At 72.5% G+C, this 15,567-nt stretch carries 15 protein-coding genes and 1 pseudogene; 3 read left to right on the top strand and 13 right to left on the bottom strand.

All coding sequences use genetic code 11. From position 1 onward, the window contains the following. Positions 1-25: 25 nt before the first annotated feature. Genes dmpG through ACGFI8_RS39050 form a run of 7 tightly spaced genes read right to left on the bottom strand, consistent with a single transcriptional unit; the run spans position 26 to position 7,522 of the window. Positions 26-1,039: a 4-hydroxy-2-oxovalerate aldolase gene (gene dmpG / locus ACGFI8_RS39080; protein ID WP_392812415.1), complete on the bottom strand. Its 1,014-nt coding sequence runs from the start codon at positions 1,037-1,039 to the stop codon at positions 26-28. Continuing rightward, positions 1,036-1,917 (bottom strand): acetaldehyde dehydrogenase (acetylating), encoded by an 882-nt coding sequence (locus ACGFI8_RS39075; RefSeq protein ID WP_392812413.1) that lies wholly within the window; start codon positions 1,915-1,917, stop codon positions 1,036-1,038. The genes dmpG and ACGFI8_RS39075 overlap by 4 nt, the downstream gene beginning before the upstream one ends. Beyond that, entirely contained in the window at positions 1,914-2,714 is an 801-nt protein-coding gene (locus ACGFI8_RS39070) for a 2-keto-4-pentenoate hydratase (RefSeq protein WP_392812411.1), read from the bottom strand. Before ACGFI8_RS39070 ends, ACGFI8_RS39075 begins: the two co-directional genes overlap by 4 nt. Further along, positions 2,711-4,165: a 2-hydroxymuconic semialdehyde dehydrogenase gene (locus ACGFI8_RS39065; protein WP_392812409.1), complete on the bottom strand. Its 1,455-nt coding sequence runs from the start codon at positions 4,163-4,165 to the stop codon at positions 2,711-2,713. The genes ACGFI8_RS39070 and ACGFI8_RS39065 overlap by 4 nt, the downstream gene beginning before the upstream one ends. Then, the gene (locus tag ACGFI8_RS39060; RefSeq protein ID WP_392812407.1) at positions 4,162-5,475 is read right to left on the bottom strand and encodes an FAD-dependent oxidoreductase; all 1,314 of its coding nucleotides are present in this window, start codon (positions 5,473-5,475) and stop codon (positions 4,162-4,164) included. The genes ACGFI8_RS39065 and ACGFI8_RS39060 overlap by 4 nt, the downstream gene beginning before the upstream one ends. Beyond that, positions 5,472-6,710, bottom strand: a complete 1,239-nt coding sequence (gene kynU, locus ACGFI8_RS39055) for a kynureninase (protein WP_392812405.1) — start codon at positions 6,708-6,710, stop codon at positions 5,472-5,474. Before kynU ends, ACGFI8_RS39060 begins: the two co-directional genes overlap by 4 nt. Further along, entirely contained in the window at positions 6,710-7,522 is an 813-nt protein-coding gene (locus ACGFI8_RS39050) for a tryptophan 2,3-dioxygenase (RefSeq protein WP_392812404.1), read from the bottom strand. The genes kynU and ACGFI8_RS39050 overlap by 1 nt, the downstream gene beginning before the upstream one ends. Before the next feature lie 119 nt (positions 7,523-7,641). On the opposite strand from ACGFI8_RS39050, the gene ACGFI8_RS39045 reads away from it, so the two are divergent. After that, a complete protein-coding gene (locus ACGFI8_RS39045) occupies positions 7,642-8,073 on the top strand; it encodes an Lrp/AsnC family transcriptional regulator (RefSeq protein ID WP_392812527.1) in 432 nt (143 codons plus the stop codon). 128 nt (positions 8,074-8,201) lie between these two features. Beyond that, positions 8,202-9,389 (top strand): cytochrome P450, encoded by a 1,188-nt coding sequence (locus ACGFI8_RS39040; protein ID WP_392812403.1) that lies wholly within the window; start codon positions 8,202-8,204, stop codon positions 9,387-9,389. Positions 9,390-9,427: 38 nt separating this feature from the next. Here ACGFI8_RS39040 and ACGFI8_RS39035 read toward each other — a convergent pair whose 3' ends face one another. The 5 genes from ACGFI8_RS39035 to ACGFI8_RS39015 all read right to left on the bottom strand — a co-directional run bounded on the left by ACGFI8_RS39035 (position 9,428) and on the right by ACGFI8_RS39015 (position 12,604). Then, positions 9,428-9,964, bottom strand: a complete 537-nt coding sequence (locus tag ACGFI8_RS39035) for a hypothetical protein (RefSeq protein ID WP_392812526.1) — start codon at positions 9,962-9,964, stop codon at positions 9,428-9,430. Continuing rightward, complete coding sequence (locus ACGFI8_RS39030; RefSeq protein WP_392812401.1) at positions 9,961-10,557, bottom strand: hypothetical protein; 597 nt, start codon at positions 10,555-10,557, stop codon at positions 9,961-9,963. The genes ACGFI8_RS39035 and ACGFI8_RS39030 overlap by 4 nt, the downstream gene beginning before the upstream one ends. 227 nt (positions 10,558-10,784) lie before the next feature. Continuing rightward, positions 10,785-11,141: a tetratricopeptide repeat protein gene (locus tag ACGFI8_RS39025; RefSeq protein WP_392812399.1), complete on the bottom strand. Its 357-nt coding sequence runs from the start codon at positions 11,139-11,141 to the stop codon at positions 10,785-10,787. Positions 11,142-11,179: 38 nt separating this feature from the next. Beyond that, a complete protein-coding gene (locus ACGFI8_RS39020) occupies positions 11,180-12,010 on the bottom strand; it encodes an alpha/beta hydrolase (RefSeq protein WP_392812397.1) in 831 nt (276 codons plus the stop codon). Positions 12,011-12,217: 207 nt separating this feature from the next. Then, positions 12,218-12,604, bottom strand: a complete 387-nt coding sequence (locus ACGFI8_RS39015; protein WP_392812395.1) for a VOC family protein — start codon at positions 12,602-12,604, stop codon at positions 12,218-12,220. Positions 12,605-12,654: 50 nt separating this feature from the next. On the opposite strand from ACGFI8_RS39015, the gene ACGFI8_RS39010 reads away from it, so the two are divergent. Further along, positions 12,655-15,240: a hypothetical protein gene (locus tag ACGFI8_RS39010; protein WP_392812393.1), complete on the top strand. Its 2,586-nt coding sequence runs from the start codon at positions 12,655-12,657 to the stop codon at positions 15,238-15,240. An 86-nt stretch (positions 15,241-15,326) separates the two neighbouring features. On the opposite strand, the pseudogene ACGFI8_RS39005 reads toward ACGFI8_RS39010, so the two are convergent. After that, a pseudogene (locus ACGFI8_RS39005) lies at positions 15,327-15,567 on the bottom strand (L-arabinose isomerase); the annotation flags it as partial.

Here is a 15,567-nt window from a genome sequence, read left to right as displayed (position 1 = left end):
GCCTCTCCGCTCCGCTCCGACCCGCTCACGCGCGCTCCTTCACCAGATCGAGGGCCACATCGACGATCATGTCCTCCTGGCCGCCGACCATCCGCCGGCGGCCCAGCTCCACCAGGATGTCCCGCACGTCCACGCCGAAGCGTTCCGACGCCCGCTCGGCGTGGCGCAGGAAGCTCGAGTAGACGCCGGCGTAGCCGAGGGAGAGCGTCTCGCGGTCGACCCGCACCGGACGGTCCTGCAGCGGCCGCACCAGGTCCTCGGCCGCGTCCATGAGCGCGAACGTGTCGCAGCCGTGCTCCCAGCCCATCAGGTCGGCGACCGCCACGAACACCTCCAGCGGCGCGTTGCCGGCCCCGGCGCCCTGCCCGGCGAGGGAGGCGTCGACCCGGACGGTGCCGTGCTCGACGGCGACGACGCTGTTGGCCACCCCGAACGACAGGTTGTGGTGGGCGTGGATGCCGATCTGGGTGGCCGGGTCGAGCACCTGACGGTAGGCGTCGACCCGCTCGGCGACGTCGTGCATGAGCAGCCGGCCGCCGGAGTCGGTGACGTACACGCAGTGCGCGCCGTACGACTCCATCAGCTTGGCCTGCTCGGCGAGCGCGGCCGGCGGGTTCATGTGCGACATCATCAGGAAGCCGGAGACGTCCATGCCGTTCTCCCGCGCCCAGCCGATGTGCTGGGCGGCGATGTCGGCCTCCGTGCAGTGGGTGGCGATCCGCACGCTGGTGACCCCGAGGTCGCGGGCCTGCTTGAGGTCGGCGATGGTGCCGATCCCGGGCAGCAGCAGCGTGGTCAGCCTCGCGTTGGTGATCGCCTCGGCGGCCGCCGCGATCCACTCGGCGTCGGTGGCGGCGCCCCGGCCGTAGTTGACGCTCGACCCGGCCAGGCCGTCGCCGTGCGCGACCTCGATGGCGTCGACGCCGGCCGCGTCGAGCGCGGCGGCGATCGTGCGCACCTGCTCGACGGTGTACCGGTGCGCGATGGCGTGCATGCCGTCGCGCAGCGTCACGTCCTGGATGTACAGGCGCTCGGTCATGCTTTGGCGATCCTCTCGGCTACCTGGAGCGCGGCGGAGGTCATGATGTCGAGGTTGCCGGCGTAGGCGGGCAGGTAGTGCCCGGCGCCGGAGACCTCGAGGAACACGGTCACGAGCAGCCCCTCCGGGTCGGCGGAGAACTGGACCTCCTGCTTGAGCCGGTAGCCTGGCACGTACCCGCCGACGGTCTTGACCATCGCCTCGACCGACGCGGCGATCGCGGTACGGTCGGCGTCGCGGTCGGGGCAGACGCAGTACACGGTGTCGCGCATCAGCAGCGGCGGGTCGGCCGGGTTGAGCACGATGATCGCCTTGCCTCGGGCGGCGCCCCCCACGACCTCCAGCGCGCGGGCGGTGGTGACGGTGAACTCGTCGATGTTGGCCCGCGTGCCGGGGCCGGCCGACTTCGAGGCGATCGAGGCGACGATCTCCGCGTAGGCGACCGGGCTCACCGCCCCGACCGCCGCGACGATCGGCACGGTCGCCTGCCCGCCGCACGTCACGAGGTTGACGTTGGGCGCGCCGAGGTGCTCGTCGAGGTTGACCGGCGGCACGACGTACGGCCCGATCGCGGCGGGCGTGAGGTCGACGACCCGGCGGCCGTGCGCCTGCAGCACCTCGTTGTTGTGCCGGTGGGCCCCGGCGCTCGTCGCGTCGAAGACGATCCGCACGTCGGCGAACTCGGGCATGGCAACGAGGCCGTCGACGCCGGCCGCGGTGGTGGCGACGCCGAGCCGCCGCGCCCGGGCGAGCCCGTCGGAGTCCGGGTCGATGCCGGCCATCGCGACCATCGAGAGCGACTCGGAGAGCCGCAGTACCTTGATCATCAGGTCGGTGCCGATGTTGCCCGACCCGACGACCGCCACGCCGACGGTCATGCCGCACTCCCTTCGAAGACGGCCCGGACCGAGCCGAGCCCGGATACCCGCGCCTCGTACACCTGTCCCGCGGCCGTCACAGGCACCGGGACCATCGGGCCGAGCGCGCCGGACAGCACGAGGTCGCCGGCGCGCAGCGGGCGGCCGGCGGCGGCCAGCGTGGTGGCCAGCCAGGCGACGGCGTGCACCGGGTTGCCAAGGCAGGCCGCACCCGCACCGACCGACACCGGCTCGCCGAGGTGCTCCACCACGGCTCCGCACAGCCGCAGGTCGACGCCGGCCAGGCGGCGCGGCGCGGTGCCGAGCACGAACAGGCCGCTGGACGCGTTGTCGGCCACCGTGTCCACGATGGAGATGTCCCAGCCGGCGATCCGGGAGTCGACCACCTCGATCGCCGGCAGCAGGTGGTCGGTGGCGCGGATGACGTCGACGACGGTGACCTGCTCGTGCGGCAGGTCACGGCCGAGCACGAACGCGACCTCGACCTCCACGCGCGGCTGGAGCAGCTTGCCGGCCGGGATCGGGGCGCCGTCGGGCACGGCCATGTCGGCGTACAGGACGCCGAAGTCCGGCTGGAAGACCCCGAACATGCTCTGCACGGCCGGCGAGGTCAGGCCGATCTTCGCGCCGACGGGCCGCCGACCGGCCGCCTCCCAGCGCTCGGCCTGGGCTTGCTGCACGGCGTACGCCGTGGCGACGTCGCCCTCCGGCAGCACCGTCCCGCGCAGCGGCGCGATCGGGGTGCCCGTCTCGTAGGCGGCCAGCAGCGCCTCGGCCGCCTTCTGAACATCGGTCATGAAAGGTCCACGCAGACGTTGGTGAGCTCGGAGTAGAAGTTGAGCGAGTGGATGCCGCCCTCGCGGCCGATGCCGGAGGCCTTGACCCCGCCGAACGGGGAGCGCAGGTCGCGCAGGAACCAGGTGTTGACCCAGACCAGCCCGGCGTCCAGCGCCAGGCCGGCCCGGTGTGCCCGGCCGACGTCGCGGGTCCACACGGTCGCGGCGAGGCCGTAGTCGCTGTCGTTGGCCAGCGCGAAGGCCTCCTCCTCGGTGTCGAACGGCGCGACGTGGCAGACCGGCCCGAAGATCTCCTCGCGGTTGGTGCGGGCGTCCGGCAGGAGGCCGACGAGCACCGTCGGCTGGACGTATGCGCCGCCGTCGCGGGCGTCGTCGAACGTCGGCACCCCTCCGCCGGTCACCACCGTGGCGCCCTCCGTGCGGGCGAGGTCGTAGTAGCCGAGCACCTTCTCGCGGTGCTGCTTCGAGATCAGCGGCATCGTGGCGGTGCCCTCGTCCTGCGGCCACCCCCACGTCAGGGCGGAGGCCGCCTTGCCCAGCCGGGTGACGAACTCGTCGAAGACCGGGCGCTGCACGTACAGCCGCTCGGTGCACAGGCACACCTGGCCGCCGTTGGTGAAGCTGGAGCGCACCGAACCGGCGACGGCCGCGTCGAGGTCGCTGTCGGCGAACACCAGGCCGGCGTTCTTGCCGCCGAGCTCGAACGAGACCGCCTTCACCCCGTCGGCGGCGGCTCGCATGATCGCCGAGCCGGTCGCGGACTCGCCGGTGAACGTGATCGCGTCGACGTCCGGGTGGCGGGTGAGGAACTCCCCGGCCGAGCCCGGCCCGAACCCGTGCACGAGGTTGAAGACGCCGTCGGGCACGCCGGCGGCGGCCATCGCCTCGGCGAGTACCGTCGCCGAAGAGGGGGTCTCCTCGGAGGGTTTGACCACGACTGCGTTGCCGCACGCGAGCGCCGGGGCCACCTTCCAGGTCAGCAGCAGCAGCGGCAGGTTCCACGGCACGACGATCGCGACCACGCCGACCGGCTTGCGCACCGCGTAGTTGAGCGCGCGCCCGCCGGCCGGGGTGACGGTGGTGAACGACTCGGCCGGCGCCGCGGCGACGATGTCGGCGAACGCGCGGAAGTTGGCCGCCCCACGCGGAATGTCGAGCGTGCGCGCCTGGCTCACCGGCTTGCCGGTGTCGGCGACCTCGGCGGCGACCAGGTCGTCGAAGCGCCGCTCGAGCTCGTCAGCGATCCGGCGCAGCACGGCCGCGCGCTCCAGCTCGCTGGTGCGCCCCCATGGGCCGCGAACGGCCGCCCGCGCCGCCGCCACCGCGGCGTCCACGGTGGACTCGTCCGCCTCGCACACCTCGGTGACGAGGTCGCCGGTGACCGGGCTCAGTTTCGGAAACGTCGTGTCGGTGGCGACGAACCGCCCGCCGACGAAGTGCCGCAGCGTCATCGCCGCCACCCCTTGACCACGGCGGCGCCGAGCGCGCCGAGCGCGAGGGCGCCGACCGCCCCGAGCACCTGGTGCTGCCGCCGCACCCGGTCCCGCACCTGCGCGTAGGGCGTGGTGCTGAACGAGACCAGCTCGTAGCGGGAGACGTACCGGCCGGGCAGCGCGCGTTCCAGCGCGTGCTCGATCTTCTTCCCGAGCTGGAACACCGGCGAGGCCACCTTGTCCCTCATCTCCACGAAGTTGTTGAGCGCCATCGTCGCGATCGCCTCGACGTCGTCGCGGCGCCGCGCATCGAACAGCGGCAGCGCGGCGGCGAAGTCGTCGTCCGTCTCCTCGAGCACCCGGTCGAGCACGACGCAGTCCTCGAACCCGCAGTTGGCGCCCTGCCCGTAGAACGGCACGATCGCGTGCGCCGCGTCGCCGATCAGGCCGACCGGGCCGCCCGGCGTCGCCGCCTGCCACGGCCCGCAGCGCACCGTGCCGAGCAGACCGACCGGGTTGAGCCGGTAGTCGTCGACCAGGTTGGGCATCAGCGGTACCACGTCCGGATAGACCGCCCGGAAGTGCCGCTCGATCGCGGCCGGGCTGCCCAGCGACGCGAAGCTCGACGTGCCGCCGTTGGGCCAGAAGAGCGTGCAGGTGAACGTCCGGTCGGGGTTGGGCAGCGCGATCATCATCGACGTGCCGCGCGGCCAGATGTGCAGCGCGCCGGGATCCATGGCGAAGTCGCCGTCCGGGCCCGTCGCGATCGTCAGCTCCTTGTAGCCGTAGTCGAGGAAGTCGACCGACTCGTCGAGCAGCCCCATGCCGAGCAGCTGGCCGCGCACCGCGCTGCCCGCGCCGTCGGCGCCGATGACGACGTCGGCGGTCGCCTTCACCTCGCCGGCCGGCGTCGCGAACACCAGCGGGTCGAGCCCGGTCAGCCGGTGCTCGAAGACGATCTTCACCCCGCGGGTGGCGCCGGCCGCGTCGAGCAGCGCGTTGTTCAACGCGCCCCGGCTGATCGAGTTGATCGCCCGCTGCCCGTCGATGCTGTACTGCTGGAAGTCCAGGTCGCCGGCGACCGGGTGGATCATCCGCCCGCGCATCGGCAGCGCATCGACGAGCACCCGCTCGTGCAGGCCGATCCGGCGCAGGGCGTCGATGCCCCGCTCCGACAGCGCCAGGTTGATCGACCGGCCGCGCTCCGCGGTGGTGGTGCGCGGGTCGGGGCGGCGCTCGTAAACGGTCACGTTGTGCCCGCGCCGGGCCAGATAGCAGGCGAGCAGGCTGCCGGTGAGACCGGCACCGACCACGGCGACGTCCGTCATGCCCCCACCTCGTGCGCGATCGCGGCGGCCGCCCGCCAGCAGTCGTGGTACGTCGAGTACAGCGGCACCGGGGCGAGCCGCACGATGTCGGGCTCGCGACTGTCGGCGATCACCCCGTGCCGGTGGCGCAGGGTCTTGCTCAGCCCGCCGGCGTCGGCGACGCGCAGCGACAGCTGGCAGCCGCGCCGCGCCGGGTCGCGCGGCGTCACGACCTCCATGCGATCCGAGCGGATCGGGTCCAGCAGCGTCTGCAGGTATGCGGTGAGCCGCTCGCTGCGCGCCCGCAGCGCCGGCATGCCGACCGTGTCGAACAGCTCCAGGGACGTGCGCACCGGGCTCATCGCCAGGATCGGCGGGTTGGACACCTGCCACGCGTCGGCGGTCCTCGGCGGGCGGGACACCGGCGCCATCTCGAACCGCGTCGCCGGCTCGGTGCTCCACCAGCCCTCGAACCGGGGCAGGGCGCTGCCGGTGTGCCGCTCGTGCACGAACGCGCCCGCCACCGCCCCCGGCCCGCTGTTGAGGTACTTGTACGAGCACCACGCGGCGAAGTCGACGCCCCACTCGTGCAGCCGCAGCGGCACGTTGCCGGCCGCGTGCGCCAGGTCCCACCCCACGATCGCCCCGGCCGCGTGTCCGGCCGCCGTGATCCCCGGGATGTCCATCAGCTCGCCGGTGAGGTAGTTGACCCCGCCCAGCAGTACCAGCGCGATGCGGTCCCCGTGCTCGCGGATCGTCGCCAGCGGGTCGTCGGTGCGCACGACCGTGAGGTCCGGATCGAGGCCGTGGAAGGCGGCCTGGCTGCGGACCGCGTAGCTGTCCGACGGGAACGCGGTGTCCTCGACGACGATCAGCGTGCGCCCGCCGGCCGGCCGGTAGAACGACACCATCAGCAGGTGCAGGTTGACGGTCAGTGAGTTCATCACCACCGTCTCGGCCGGGAGCGCGCCGACCAGCCGGGCGGCCGGCTCGCGCAGCAGCTCGTGGTAGGGCAGCCAGGGCCGCTCGGCCTCCAGGTGCCCCTCGACGCCGAGCCGGGCCCACGCGTCGAGATCCTCGAGCAGCTCACCCCGCACGGCGCGGGGCTGCAGGCCGAGCGAGTTGCCGGCCAGGTACGCCGTCTCGGGGTAGTCGCCGCCCTCGGCCGGCGGCACGAGGAACAGCTCCCGGTGCCCGGCGTCGGCGGCGTCGAGCCGGCGGGCCTCGTCTTCAGTGCGGTCTTCCGCGTGCGCCATCAAATCACCGTCCGTGCGGACCAAAGTTCGGGGAACACTACCCGGGCCATGCTGCGGGTCAGCCAGGCCGCGCCGGAGGAGCCGCCGCTGCCGGGCTTGTTGCCCATTGTCCGCTGTACGGCGGTCAGGTGCTTGTACCGCCAGTCGCCGAACGCCTCCGCGACGTCGGTCAGCGCCTCGCCGAGCACGTAGAGCGGGTTGTCGCCGCGGTCGTCGCGGTAGATCTCCACCCAGGCCTGCTCGACGGCCGGCGACGGCTCGTACTCCCGCGCGTGGTCGCGGGTGAGCACGTCGGCCGGGATGTCAAAGCCGCGCCGGGCGAGCATGGCGATGACGTCGTCCCACACGCTCGGCGCGGCCAGCGCGACGGCCAGGTCGTCGTACAGTTCGGCCTGCCGCTTGAACGGGCGGATCAGCGACTCGCTCTTGAGCCCCAGCAGGAACTCCAGGTGGCGGTACATCGCCGACTGGAAGCCGGACGCCTCGCCGAGCTGCCCGCGGAAACGGTTGAAGTCCGACGGCGTCATCCAGCGCAGCCCGTTCCAGGCCGCGATGAGCCCGTCCAGGTGGAGTTTGATGCGCCGCAGCGTGGCGACGGCGCCCCACACGTCGTCCTCGCGCAGGAGCCGCTGGGTGTCGCGCAGCTCGTGCCGCGCCAGCCCGAACCACAGCTCCATCACCTGGCTGACCATGAGGAAGGACATCTCGCCGGGGTCCTTGCTCAGCGGCTGCTGGAGCGAGTGCAGCGTGCTGGCATGGACATACGCGTCGTATGGGACCTGATCGGGAAACTCAAGGATGAGACCACTCACAGCCCTATCGTCTTACCCCGACCCACCTGCGCGAAATAGTGGATCAACGGTCGTTTACGCTGCTCACGTACGGGATGCAAACCGTCCCGCACGATCGACTTTTGGAACGGAAGGTGCCCGTGGACAACATGGACTGGGCGCTGCTGCGCGAGTTGCAGGACGACGCCCGGCTGTCCTACTCCGAGCTGTCCCGCCGGGTCCACCTGTCCCCGCCGGCCGTGGCCGAGCGGGTGCGCCGGCTGGAGACCGCCGGGGTGATCACCGGCTACCACGCACATGTCGACCTGACCAAGGCCGGCCGGCACGTGGTCGCCCTGATCAGGATGTCGTGCTACGGCGCGCGCTGCGTGCTGCGCGATCCCAGCGTGCTCGAGTGGCCGGAGGTACTGGAGATCCACCGGGTGACCGGCGACGCGTGCTCGATCCTGAAGGTCGTGACGGCCTCGATGGAGGACTTCGAGTCGACGATCGATCGTTTGGCCCCGTACGGCCAGCCCTCGAGCACGATGGTGCTCTCGACCCCGCTGCACTGGCGCCCGCTGTCGCCCTGACGCTCACCGCTTTGTCGCTACATTGCGCTCCGCCATATCGCGCACGGCTAGGTGTTCGCCACGCCGGTCATCCTGCCGCGATCCGCACGATGATTCCCGCCGATGGCTTGATTCGTTACGGTTGATGCGTGACGTCGCCGACACTGTTCACGCAGGAGTTCTGGAACAACCCCCATCCCGTGTACGCCGCGCTGCGGCAGGAGGCGCCGGTACATCCGGTGACGCTGCCCAACGGCATGGAGATATGGATCGTCACGAGATATTCGGACTGCAAGGCCGCGCTCGCCGATCCGCGCCTGTCGAAGCGGCAGGGGGCCGGCGACAACGCGCGCGCACTGGCCGCCCCGGTGCGCTCGCCGCTGACCCACCACCTGCTGGCCAACGACCCGCCGGACCACACGCGGCTGCGCCGCCTGGTCGCGAAGGTCTTCACCGCACGGCGCGTCGAGGATCTCCGCCCGCGCATCGGCGAGCTGAGCGCGGCGCTGATCGAGCCGTTGCGCGGCAAGGACAGCGCGGACCTCGTCGAGGAATACGCCGTCCATCTGCCGATCCAGGTGATCTGCGAGCTGCTCGGCGTGCCGATCGAGGACCAGGCGGACTTCCGGCACTGGACGTCGGTGATGGTGTCGGTGTCGGCGTCGGCCGGCGGCGCCGGGGCGGCCGAGGCGGCGGCGGCCTTCGTGGGGTACCTGCTGAGGCTGATCGAGCGTAAGCGCGCCGCTCCGGCGGGTGACCTGCTCAGCGCGCTCATCGCGACCAGGGACGAGGAGGACCGCCTCAGCGAGGACGAGCTCACGTCGATGGCGTTCCTGCTGCTGCTCGCCGGGCACGAGACGACGGTGAACCTCATCGGCAACGGGATGTACACCCTGCTGACGCTCCCGGACGCGCACCGGCGCCTGCGGGAGGACCCGTCGCTGATCCCGGCGGCCGTCGAGGAGTTCCTGCGCCTGGAGAGCCCGGTCGAGACCGCGACGTCACGCACGGCCATGGAGCCGGTCACGTACGGTGGAGTGACGATCCCGGCCGGCGCCATGGTCGCGATCTCGCTGCTGTCCGCCGACCGGGACCCGGACCGGTTCCCGGCGCCGGACGAGTTCGACCTGGGCCGGCCGGACAACCAGCACCTCGCGTTCGGGTACGGCATCCACTACTGCCTCGGCGCGCCGCTCGCCCGGCTGGAGGCGCAGATCGCCTTCATCGACCTGCTGGCGGCGTTCCCGGACATCCGCCTGGCGGTGCCGCCGTCCGAGGTAATGTGGCGGCCCGGCACGCTGATCCACGGCACGGTGGCGTTGCCCGTCCTCCTGTGAGGCCCGGTCACGCTCGGGAGTGCCGCACGGGCGTCCGCTCAGGCGAACTGCTGTAGCCCGACCACGGCGAGTAGCGCAAGCTTCTCGGCCGCGTCCGTGCCCGGCGTCGGGGTCAGCACAAGCAGCAGCTGGGTCTGGTCCGGGGTCATGAGCGTCTCGCAGTCGACGTGCACCAGGCCGACCTGCGCGTTGTGGATCCGTTTGCGATCCGCGCGGCGGACCTTCACCTCGTGCTCGTCCCAGCGCTGCGCGAACTCCTCGCTGGCGGCCCGCAGGCGCGCGACGAGCCGGACCACGTCGGCGTCGCCACGCCGGCGGGCCACGGTCGCTCTCAGGTCGGCGACGACCACCCTGGAGTGATGCTCGGTCTCGTCCGCCGGGTGACGGGCGCGCATCGAGGGCTCGGTGAACCAGCGGTACGCGTGGAATCGCCGGTCGCCACGCAACTGCGTCTGGTCGCCGAGCAGCAGCATCGACATGCGATTCTGGGCCAAGGTCTCCCCCAGGTCGGACATCACGGTCGCGGGCGTGTCGAGCGGCCCACGAAGATGCGGGCGCCGAGCGGCGAGGTTCAGTCGGGCATGTGGCCGCCGACGCCGAGGACCAGGGCGACCAGGCCGAGCACGCCCACGACGAGGGCGGCCAGCTTGGTGAACCGACCGGTTGGGTCGGCGACTGTGACGTTGAACCAGCCGCGCTGGTCGACGCGGACGCGGACCTTCTCGCCGACCTTCGGCTCGGAGTCGAGGAAGTGCAGCCGGCCGAGGTTTTCGCCGGTGGAGCGGTCGGCGACCTCGTACGCCGGGAACTTCTTCTCCGAGACGCTGCTCAGCCCGCGGACGACCTGCGTGACAACGGCGTCGGTCGGGGTGCCCTCGCGCGACATGTAGACCGGCGCCACCAGCAGTGCCGCCAGCCACGAGGCGAACGTCAGCACGAGCAGCATGACCACGCGGCTGCCGGCGGTGTGGTCGGGGGCGCCGACCCGATACAGCAGGTAGCCGGGCACGGCGGCCAGCAACGACAGCACGGAGCCCACCGTCAGCCAGGTGAAGCTCGAACCGCCGGCGAGGATGCCGGTGACGATGACGCAGCCCGTCGTCGCCGCGAGCGCGAGCAGCGTCCGCCAGATCCCCTTGAGCAGCGCGCCCCACGGATAGTGCCTCACGAGTGGCCACCGTAGGCGATCTCCGGTCGGCGCGCTGCCCCCGGGCTTCCGCGAATGTGCGCGACAGGCAGCGGTCAGCCAGTAACGGTCAGGCGATACCGGGCAGTCCGGAAGCGGACCGCCCGGCGACCGTCTCGGTCAGGTCCGACGGCCCGCCGGAGGCAACACCGAGAGCGTGCCCCAGGCAGAGCCGGTCAGAGGTCGCGGACGAAGCAAGGCGGAGCGCGTCAGGAGGAGCCGGCTACCCGCCGTACCGCTGCGGAATAGTCGGGAACCGCGGACATCGCCGCCGCCAGGCGCAGGAACGGCAGCGCCTCCTTCTGGCGGTGCTGGCGCTCGAGGGTGCGGCCCAGCAGGTGGCACGCGTAGTGGTCGCTCGGGTCCCGGTCGACCAGCGCGCGCAGGTGCTGCTCGGCCCGGTTGAGCTGGGCGGACGCGAAGTAGGCGCGCGCCAGCCACAGCCGCACCTCGGCGTTGCCGGGCTCTTCGTCCAGGACGGTGGACAGGATCTTCGCCGCCTCGATCGGGTCACCGGCGTCGAAGTAGAGGACTCCCCTGCGGTACTCGGCGATCACGTCGTTCATGGCAGCTTGCAACGCCCACTCGGCCCAATGTTGTTCCCTCAGTGAGTCTTGAGCCACCCTGTGAGGTCGTCGAGGACCCGGTCCTGCTCGGGTTCGTTGTACACCTCGTGGTGCAACCCGTCGTACACGTGGAGTGTCAGGTCCTTCGATCCTGCCCGCGCCGCGATGAGCCGGCTCGACTCGGCGTCGACGAGGCCGTCCTCGGAGCCGTGCAGCACGAGCGCGGGCATCGTCAGCTCCGGCAGGCGCCGCTGGAAGACGGCCATCTGGGTGAGCATCGCGCCGCCGAGGCCGGCCGGGACCTTGCCGTGGTGCACCAGCGGGTCGGCGTCGTACTTCGCGACGACCGCCGGGTCCTTGGAGATCAGGCTGGACGGCAGCGACTGCACCGGCGCGCCCGGGGCGATGCGGCCGAGCACCTTGGCGACCGCGATCGCGGGCTTCGGAATGCCCTTGCCGGGCAGGACCGGCGTGCCGGACAGCACGAGTCCGCGCAGGTCGGCCTGGTGATCCAGGGCGTACGCCAGGGCGATCATCGCCCCCATGCTGTGCCCGATCAGGAACGGCACCTGGCCGGGGTGGCGGCGGCGGACCTCGGCGAACAACACGTCGAGGTCGTCCGTGTACTCGGCGATGCGGCGCGCGAGCAGGCGCTTGCCGCCGGAGCGTCCGTGCCCACGGTGATCGGGCGCGTACACGGCGAGACCGAGCTCGCCAAGACGCGCGATGACGTGGTCGTACCGCCGGGCGTGCTCGCCCATCCCGTGGGACAGGACCACGACACCGCTCACGCCCTGCTCGGGCAGCCAGGCGTCGTACACGATCCGGACGCCGCCACCGCCGGTGAGGGCGAGTTCATCGCGCTGCATGGCAGCATCGTGCGCCGCGCCAACGCCCGTTTGCAAGGAGCACAACGGCAACCGCGACGGATTGCGCGCCAGGGCCGCTACATCCCGTGACGCCGCCGGTTGTGTAAAGCGTCACAAAACAGCCACACGGACGGCCCCTGGCCGGGCGCGTTCTGTGATGCCTGCACGCGGACGAGGTGCGTGCGGGCCGCCGTGGCGCACGGTGCGTCAGGACGCGCGCTCCGTAGCACTGCGCTCGATGCAGAACTCGTTGCCCTCGGGATCGGCGAGAACGGCCCAGCCGGTACCGTCGGGACGTCTGAAATCACCGACGAGAGAGGCGCCCAGGCCAAGCACGCGCTCGATCTCCGCGTCGCGGGTCGCGTCCAGCGGCTGCACGTCGAGGTGGACGCGGTTCTTCACGGCCTTGGGCTCGGGGACGCGGATGAACAGCAGGCCGGCGGAGCCGTCCGGGGCGAGGATGAGCGCCTGATCATGCGTAGGCAGGTTGGGATCGTTGGGTTGTTCCTGGTAGCCGGTAACCGCACCCCAAAACAGGGACAAGCGGTACGGATCGGCACAGTCGAACGTGATGTGCCTGATGCGGACGGTCATTGCGTCAAGGTATATCTGTCAAGGGTGTTGCCGCCGAAGGGAGCCGAAGGTTGCTGACAGCTGGCCCGGCATGGACGGCCACGGCCGACCGCCCGCAGACGCCCGCGCCGCTGCTCGCCGGCGCCGAGGAGGTGCTCGTTCTCACCCACCACTGCGACCTGGCCTTCGTCGAGGAGTGCCTCCGGCCGGCGCGGGCGGCGGGAGCACGGATCACCGTCCTGTACGACGCCACGGCGGGCGACGACGACGTGCCGACGCGCGGCGACGCGTTCGCCGGCGACGACGCGGCCGGTGACGAGGGCGCGACACCCGGTGGCGGCGCGAACGGACACGCGGCCACGCCGGGTGGCGCGACGCCGGGTGACGGTGCGGCGGCGGTGCGCGACGTGCTGCCGGTACCGGTCGTGGTGCGATCCGGTGGGGCGTTCCGGCCGCGACTGGTCATCTCCGCGTCGCCGACCGCGGCCGTGGTGTCGATCGGCTCCGGCGACGCGACCCCGGACGGCTGGCTGCGCAACGCCGAGGCGTGGACGCACCTGCGCGCCGACGGGGCGACGGTACCGACGCTGATCACCGACATCGCGGAGTGGCTGCTGCGGCTGCCGGAGCAGCTGTGGATCGAGCCGCTGGGCGTCGAGCGGCTGGCGGCGGTGGCGAAGCTGCTGACCGCCCGGCCGCACGCCGCCGAGGCGGACGAGCCGCTCCTGCTCACCAACGACCTGGTGGCGATCGTCGAGCAGCTGCCGTTTCCGTCGGGGGCGGACCGGCTGAGCGTGAGCGCGCCCGCGTTCGACCCGACCGGGCGGGCGCTCGGCGAGATCGTGCGCAACGTGCGGGCGACACGCGTCCGGCTGCTGCTGCCTTCGGGCGTGCGCTGCGACCCCGTGGGCCTCCTCGTAGCGCTGGATGAGGCCGGACCCAACGGAGGCGGGGCCGGCGCGGGCAACGCCGAGGAGCCGGAGGTGCGCACGCCGAACGGGCCGCGGTACCACCACGCCGGCGCCATCGAGTGGTGGAACGACGGCTCGGGCGTCCTCATCACCGGCGGCCTGGACTGCACCCCGGAGGCGCTGCTGTCCACGAGCGCCGAGCCCGGCGGCAACTGTGAACTCGGGCTGCTGCTGGAGGTGACCGAGTCGCTGCTGGACGCGCCGGAAGCTCGCGAGATCGCGCTCGACGACGACGCGCTGCGGGTGCGCCCGGCGCCGGCCGCCGCGCCCGCCGTCGCCCGGGTGCTCGGGGTGCGGCTGCTCGCCGACCGGATCGAGGCGAGCCTGGTCGCGGCCGGCACGACGGCGCCGGACGGGCTCGTGGTGACGGTCGGCGACGCGGCGGCGAAGCTGCCGTGGACGGGGGCGGCGGGGCGCCTGCACACGTACGCCGCGGACGGCCCGGCCCTCGACGGCCGCACCGCGCAGGTCAGGGCCGCGGACGGCACCGACCTCGGCGCGGCGGTCGTCACCGACGTCGCGGGCGCGGTGACCCGGTTCAGCCACCCGTCCCCGCTGGAGGCCCTGCCGCTGCCGGCCGTGCTCGGCGACGCCGCGCGCCTCGAGGCGCTGTTCACCGCGGTGGCGCAGCTGGCGACCGGCCGGACGGTGCGCCACGGCGTGCCCGCGGAGGAGCGCCGCTCGCGCAAGGAGGCGAGGCTGCGCGCAGTCGTCGGCCCGGCGCTGCTGGACCTGGCCTTCGGCCGCACCGCGATCCGGGCCGGAGCGGGCGGCACGGCCGGAGCGGGCAATACAGCCGCACACGAGGAACCGAACGCCGCGGACAGGGCCGGAGCGGGCGATACAGCCGGACACGAGGAACCGAGCGTGGCGGCGGCGATCGCCGGGCTCGACGACGCGGGGCGCGACCGTCTCCGGCAACAGGTGCTCCGGCTCGGGGGCGCGGCCGCCGGGTGGCCGCTGCCGGCCCGGCTCGCCGCGTTCCGGATCGTGCTCGTGCTCGCCGCCGCCGGGCTGTGGCCCGCTCCGCGGGACTGGACGCCCCTCGTCGCCGCCGGGCTCGACGCGCTCATCGCGGCCGACGACGAGGCGTTCGGGGCCGAGCAGGCGGCGCTCGCCACGGTCGGGATCGCGGCCGTCCATCACGGGCACCGGCTCGCGCCGCTGGCCGGGTTCGAGGACCTGCGCGCGGCCGTCCGGCTCGATCGGGCCGCGCCGGAGGAGCTCGTCGCCCGGTACGCGGACGGGCTCGCCGGGGCGGTCCTCGGGGCCGGCTTCCGCGCCGAGGACATCGCCGCCGACGCCGGGGAGCTGCTGGTGCGCTCGCCGTTCGACGACGCGGTCGACGCGATCCCGGAGTCGGTGGGGACGGTACAGCGGACAGACGGTGGCGGCGTGCTGGTCGAGACGACCAAGGACCCTCGCCGCACCGCGCTGCTGGTGCTGGACCTGCTACGGGACTTCCCCGACACGCACGTCGCCGTCCGCGGTACCACGGGAACCGAGACCCACGGCTGGTGGAACGGCCGGCGGCTGGTGCTGCTGGCCCCGTTCGGTGGCCGGTGGCGCGGCTCGCTGTGGCCGGGCCTGATGACGGGCATCGCCACGTACGCCAAAGGCGCCTCGCCCCTACCGGCCGCGGCTCGCACCTGGATCACCGAGGTCCCGCAAATGCCCGAAGGCTGATAAGTCCCAAAAAATCCAAAAAATCCGGACAAACGCCGACGGCGGCCGGGCCGAAAACCGACCCGGCCGCCGCAAACGGCAGAACGTCAGAAGCCGCGCGCCAGGCGGTAGTACGCGGCGTTCCAGCGCACCTCCTTGGCGAACTCCCGGGTCGTCGTCGCCGAGTCGATGACCAGCAACTCGGTGGAGACCATCTCCGCGAGGTCGTACAGCTCCTCGACCCCGACCGCCCGGGACAGCACGGTGTGATGCGGCCCGCCCGCGGTCAGCCACGCCTCGGCCGACACCCCCAGCGACGGCGCCGGCTTCCACACCGCCCGAGCCACC

Source organism: Dactylosporangium sp. NPDC048998 (assembly GCF_043197855.1).
GTDB lineage: Bacteria > Actinomycetota > Actinomycetes > Mycobacteriales > Micromonosporaceae > Dactylosporangium.
The sequence above is the reverse complement of the archived record's forward strand: the minus strand, read 5'-3'. Positions and strand labels throughout refer to the sequence as shown.

Excerpts from the sequence above, each read along its gene's own strand:
- dmpG (WP_392812415.1), bottom strand. The coding sequence starts at position 1,039 with ATGACCGAGCGCCTGTACATCCAGGACGTGACGCTGCGCGACGGCATG.
- ACGFI8_RS39075 (WP_392812413.1), bottom strand. The coding sequence starts at position 1,917 with ATGACCGTCGGCGTGGCGGTCGTCGGGTCGGGCAACATCGGCACCGAC.
- ACGFI8_RS39070 (WP_392812411.1), bottom strand. The coding sequence starts at position 2,714 with ATGACCGATGTTCAGAAGGCGGCCGAGGCGCTGCTGGCCGCCTACGAG.
- ACGFI8_RS39065 (WP_392812409.1), bottom strand. The coding sequence starts at position 4,165 with ATGACGCTGCGGCACTTCGTCGGCGGGCGGTTCGTCGCCACCGACACG.
- ACGFI8_RS39060 (WP_392812407.1), bottom strand. The coding sequence starts at position 5,475 with ATGACGGACGTCGCCGTGGTCGGTGCCGGTCTCACCGGCAGCCTGCTC.
- kynU (WP_392812405.1), bottom strand. The coding sequence starts at position 6,710 with ATGGCGCACGCGGAAGACCGCACTGAAGACGAGGCCCGCCGGCTCGAC.
- ACGFI8_RS39025 (WP_392812399.1), bottom strand. The coding sequence starts at position 11,141 with ATGAACGACGTGATCGCCGAGTACCGCAGGGGAGTCCTCTACTTCGAC.
- ACGFI8_RS39020 (WP_392812397.1), bottom strand. The coding sequence starts at position 12,010 with ATGCAGCGCGATGAACTCGCCCTCACCGGCGGTGGCGGCGTCCGGATC.
- ACGFI8_RS39015 (WP_392812395.1), bottom strand. The coding sequence starts at position 12,604 with ATGACCGTCCGCATCAGGCACATCACGTTCGACTGTGCCGATCCGTAC.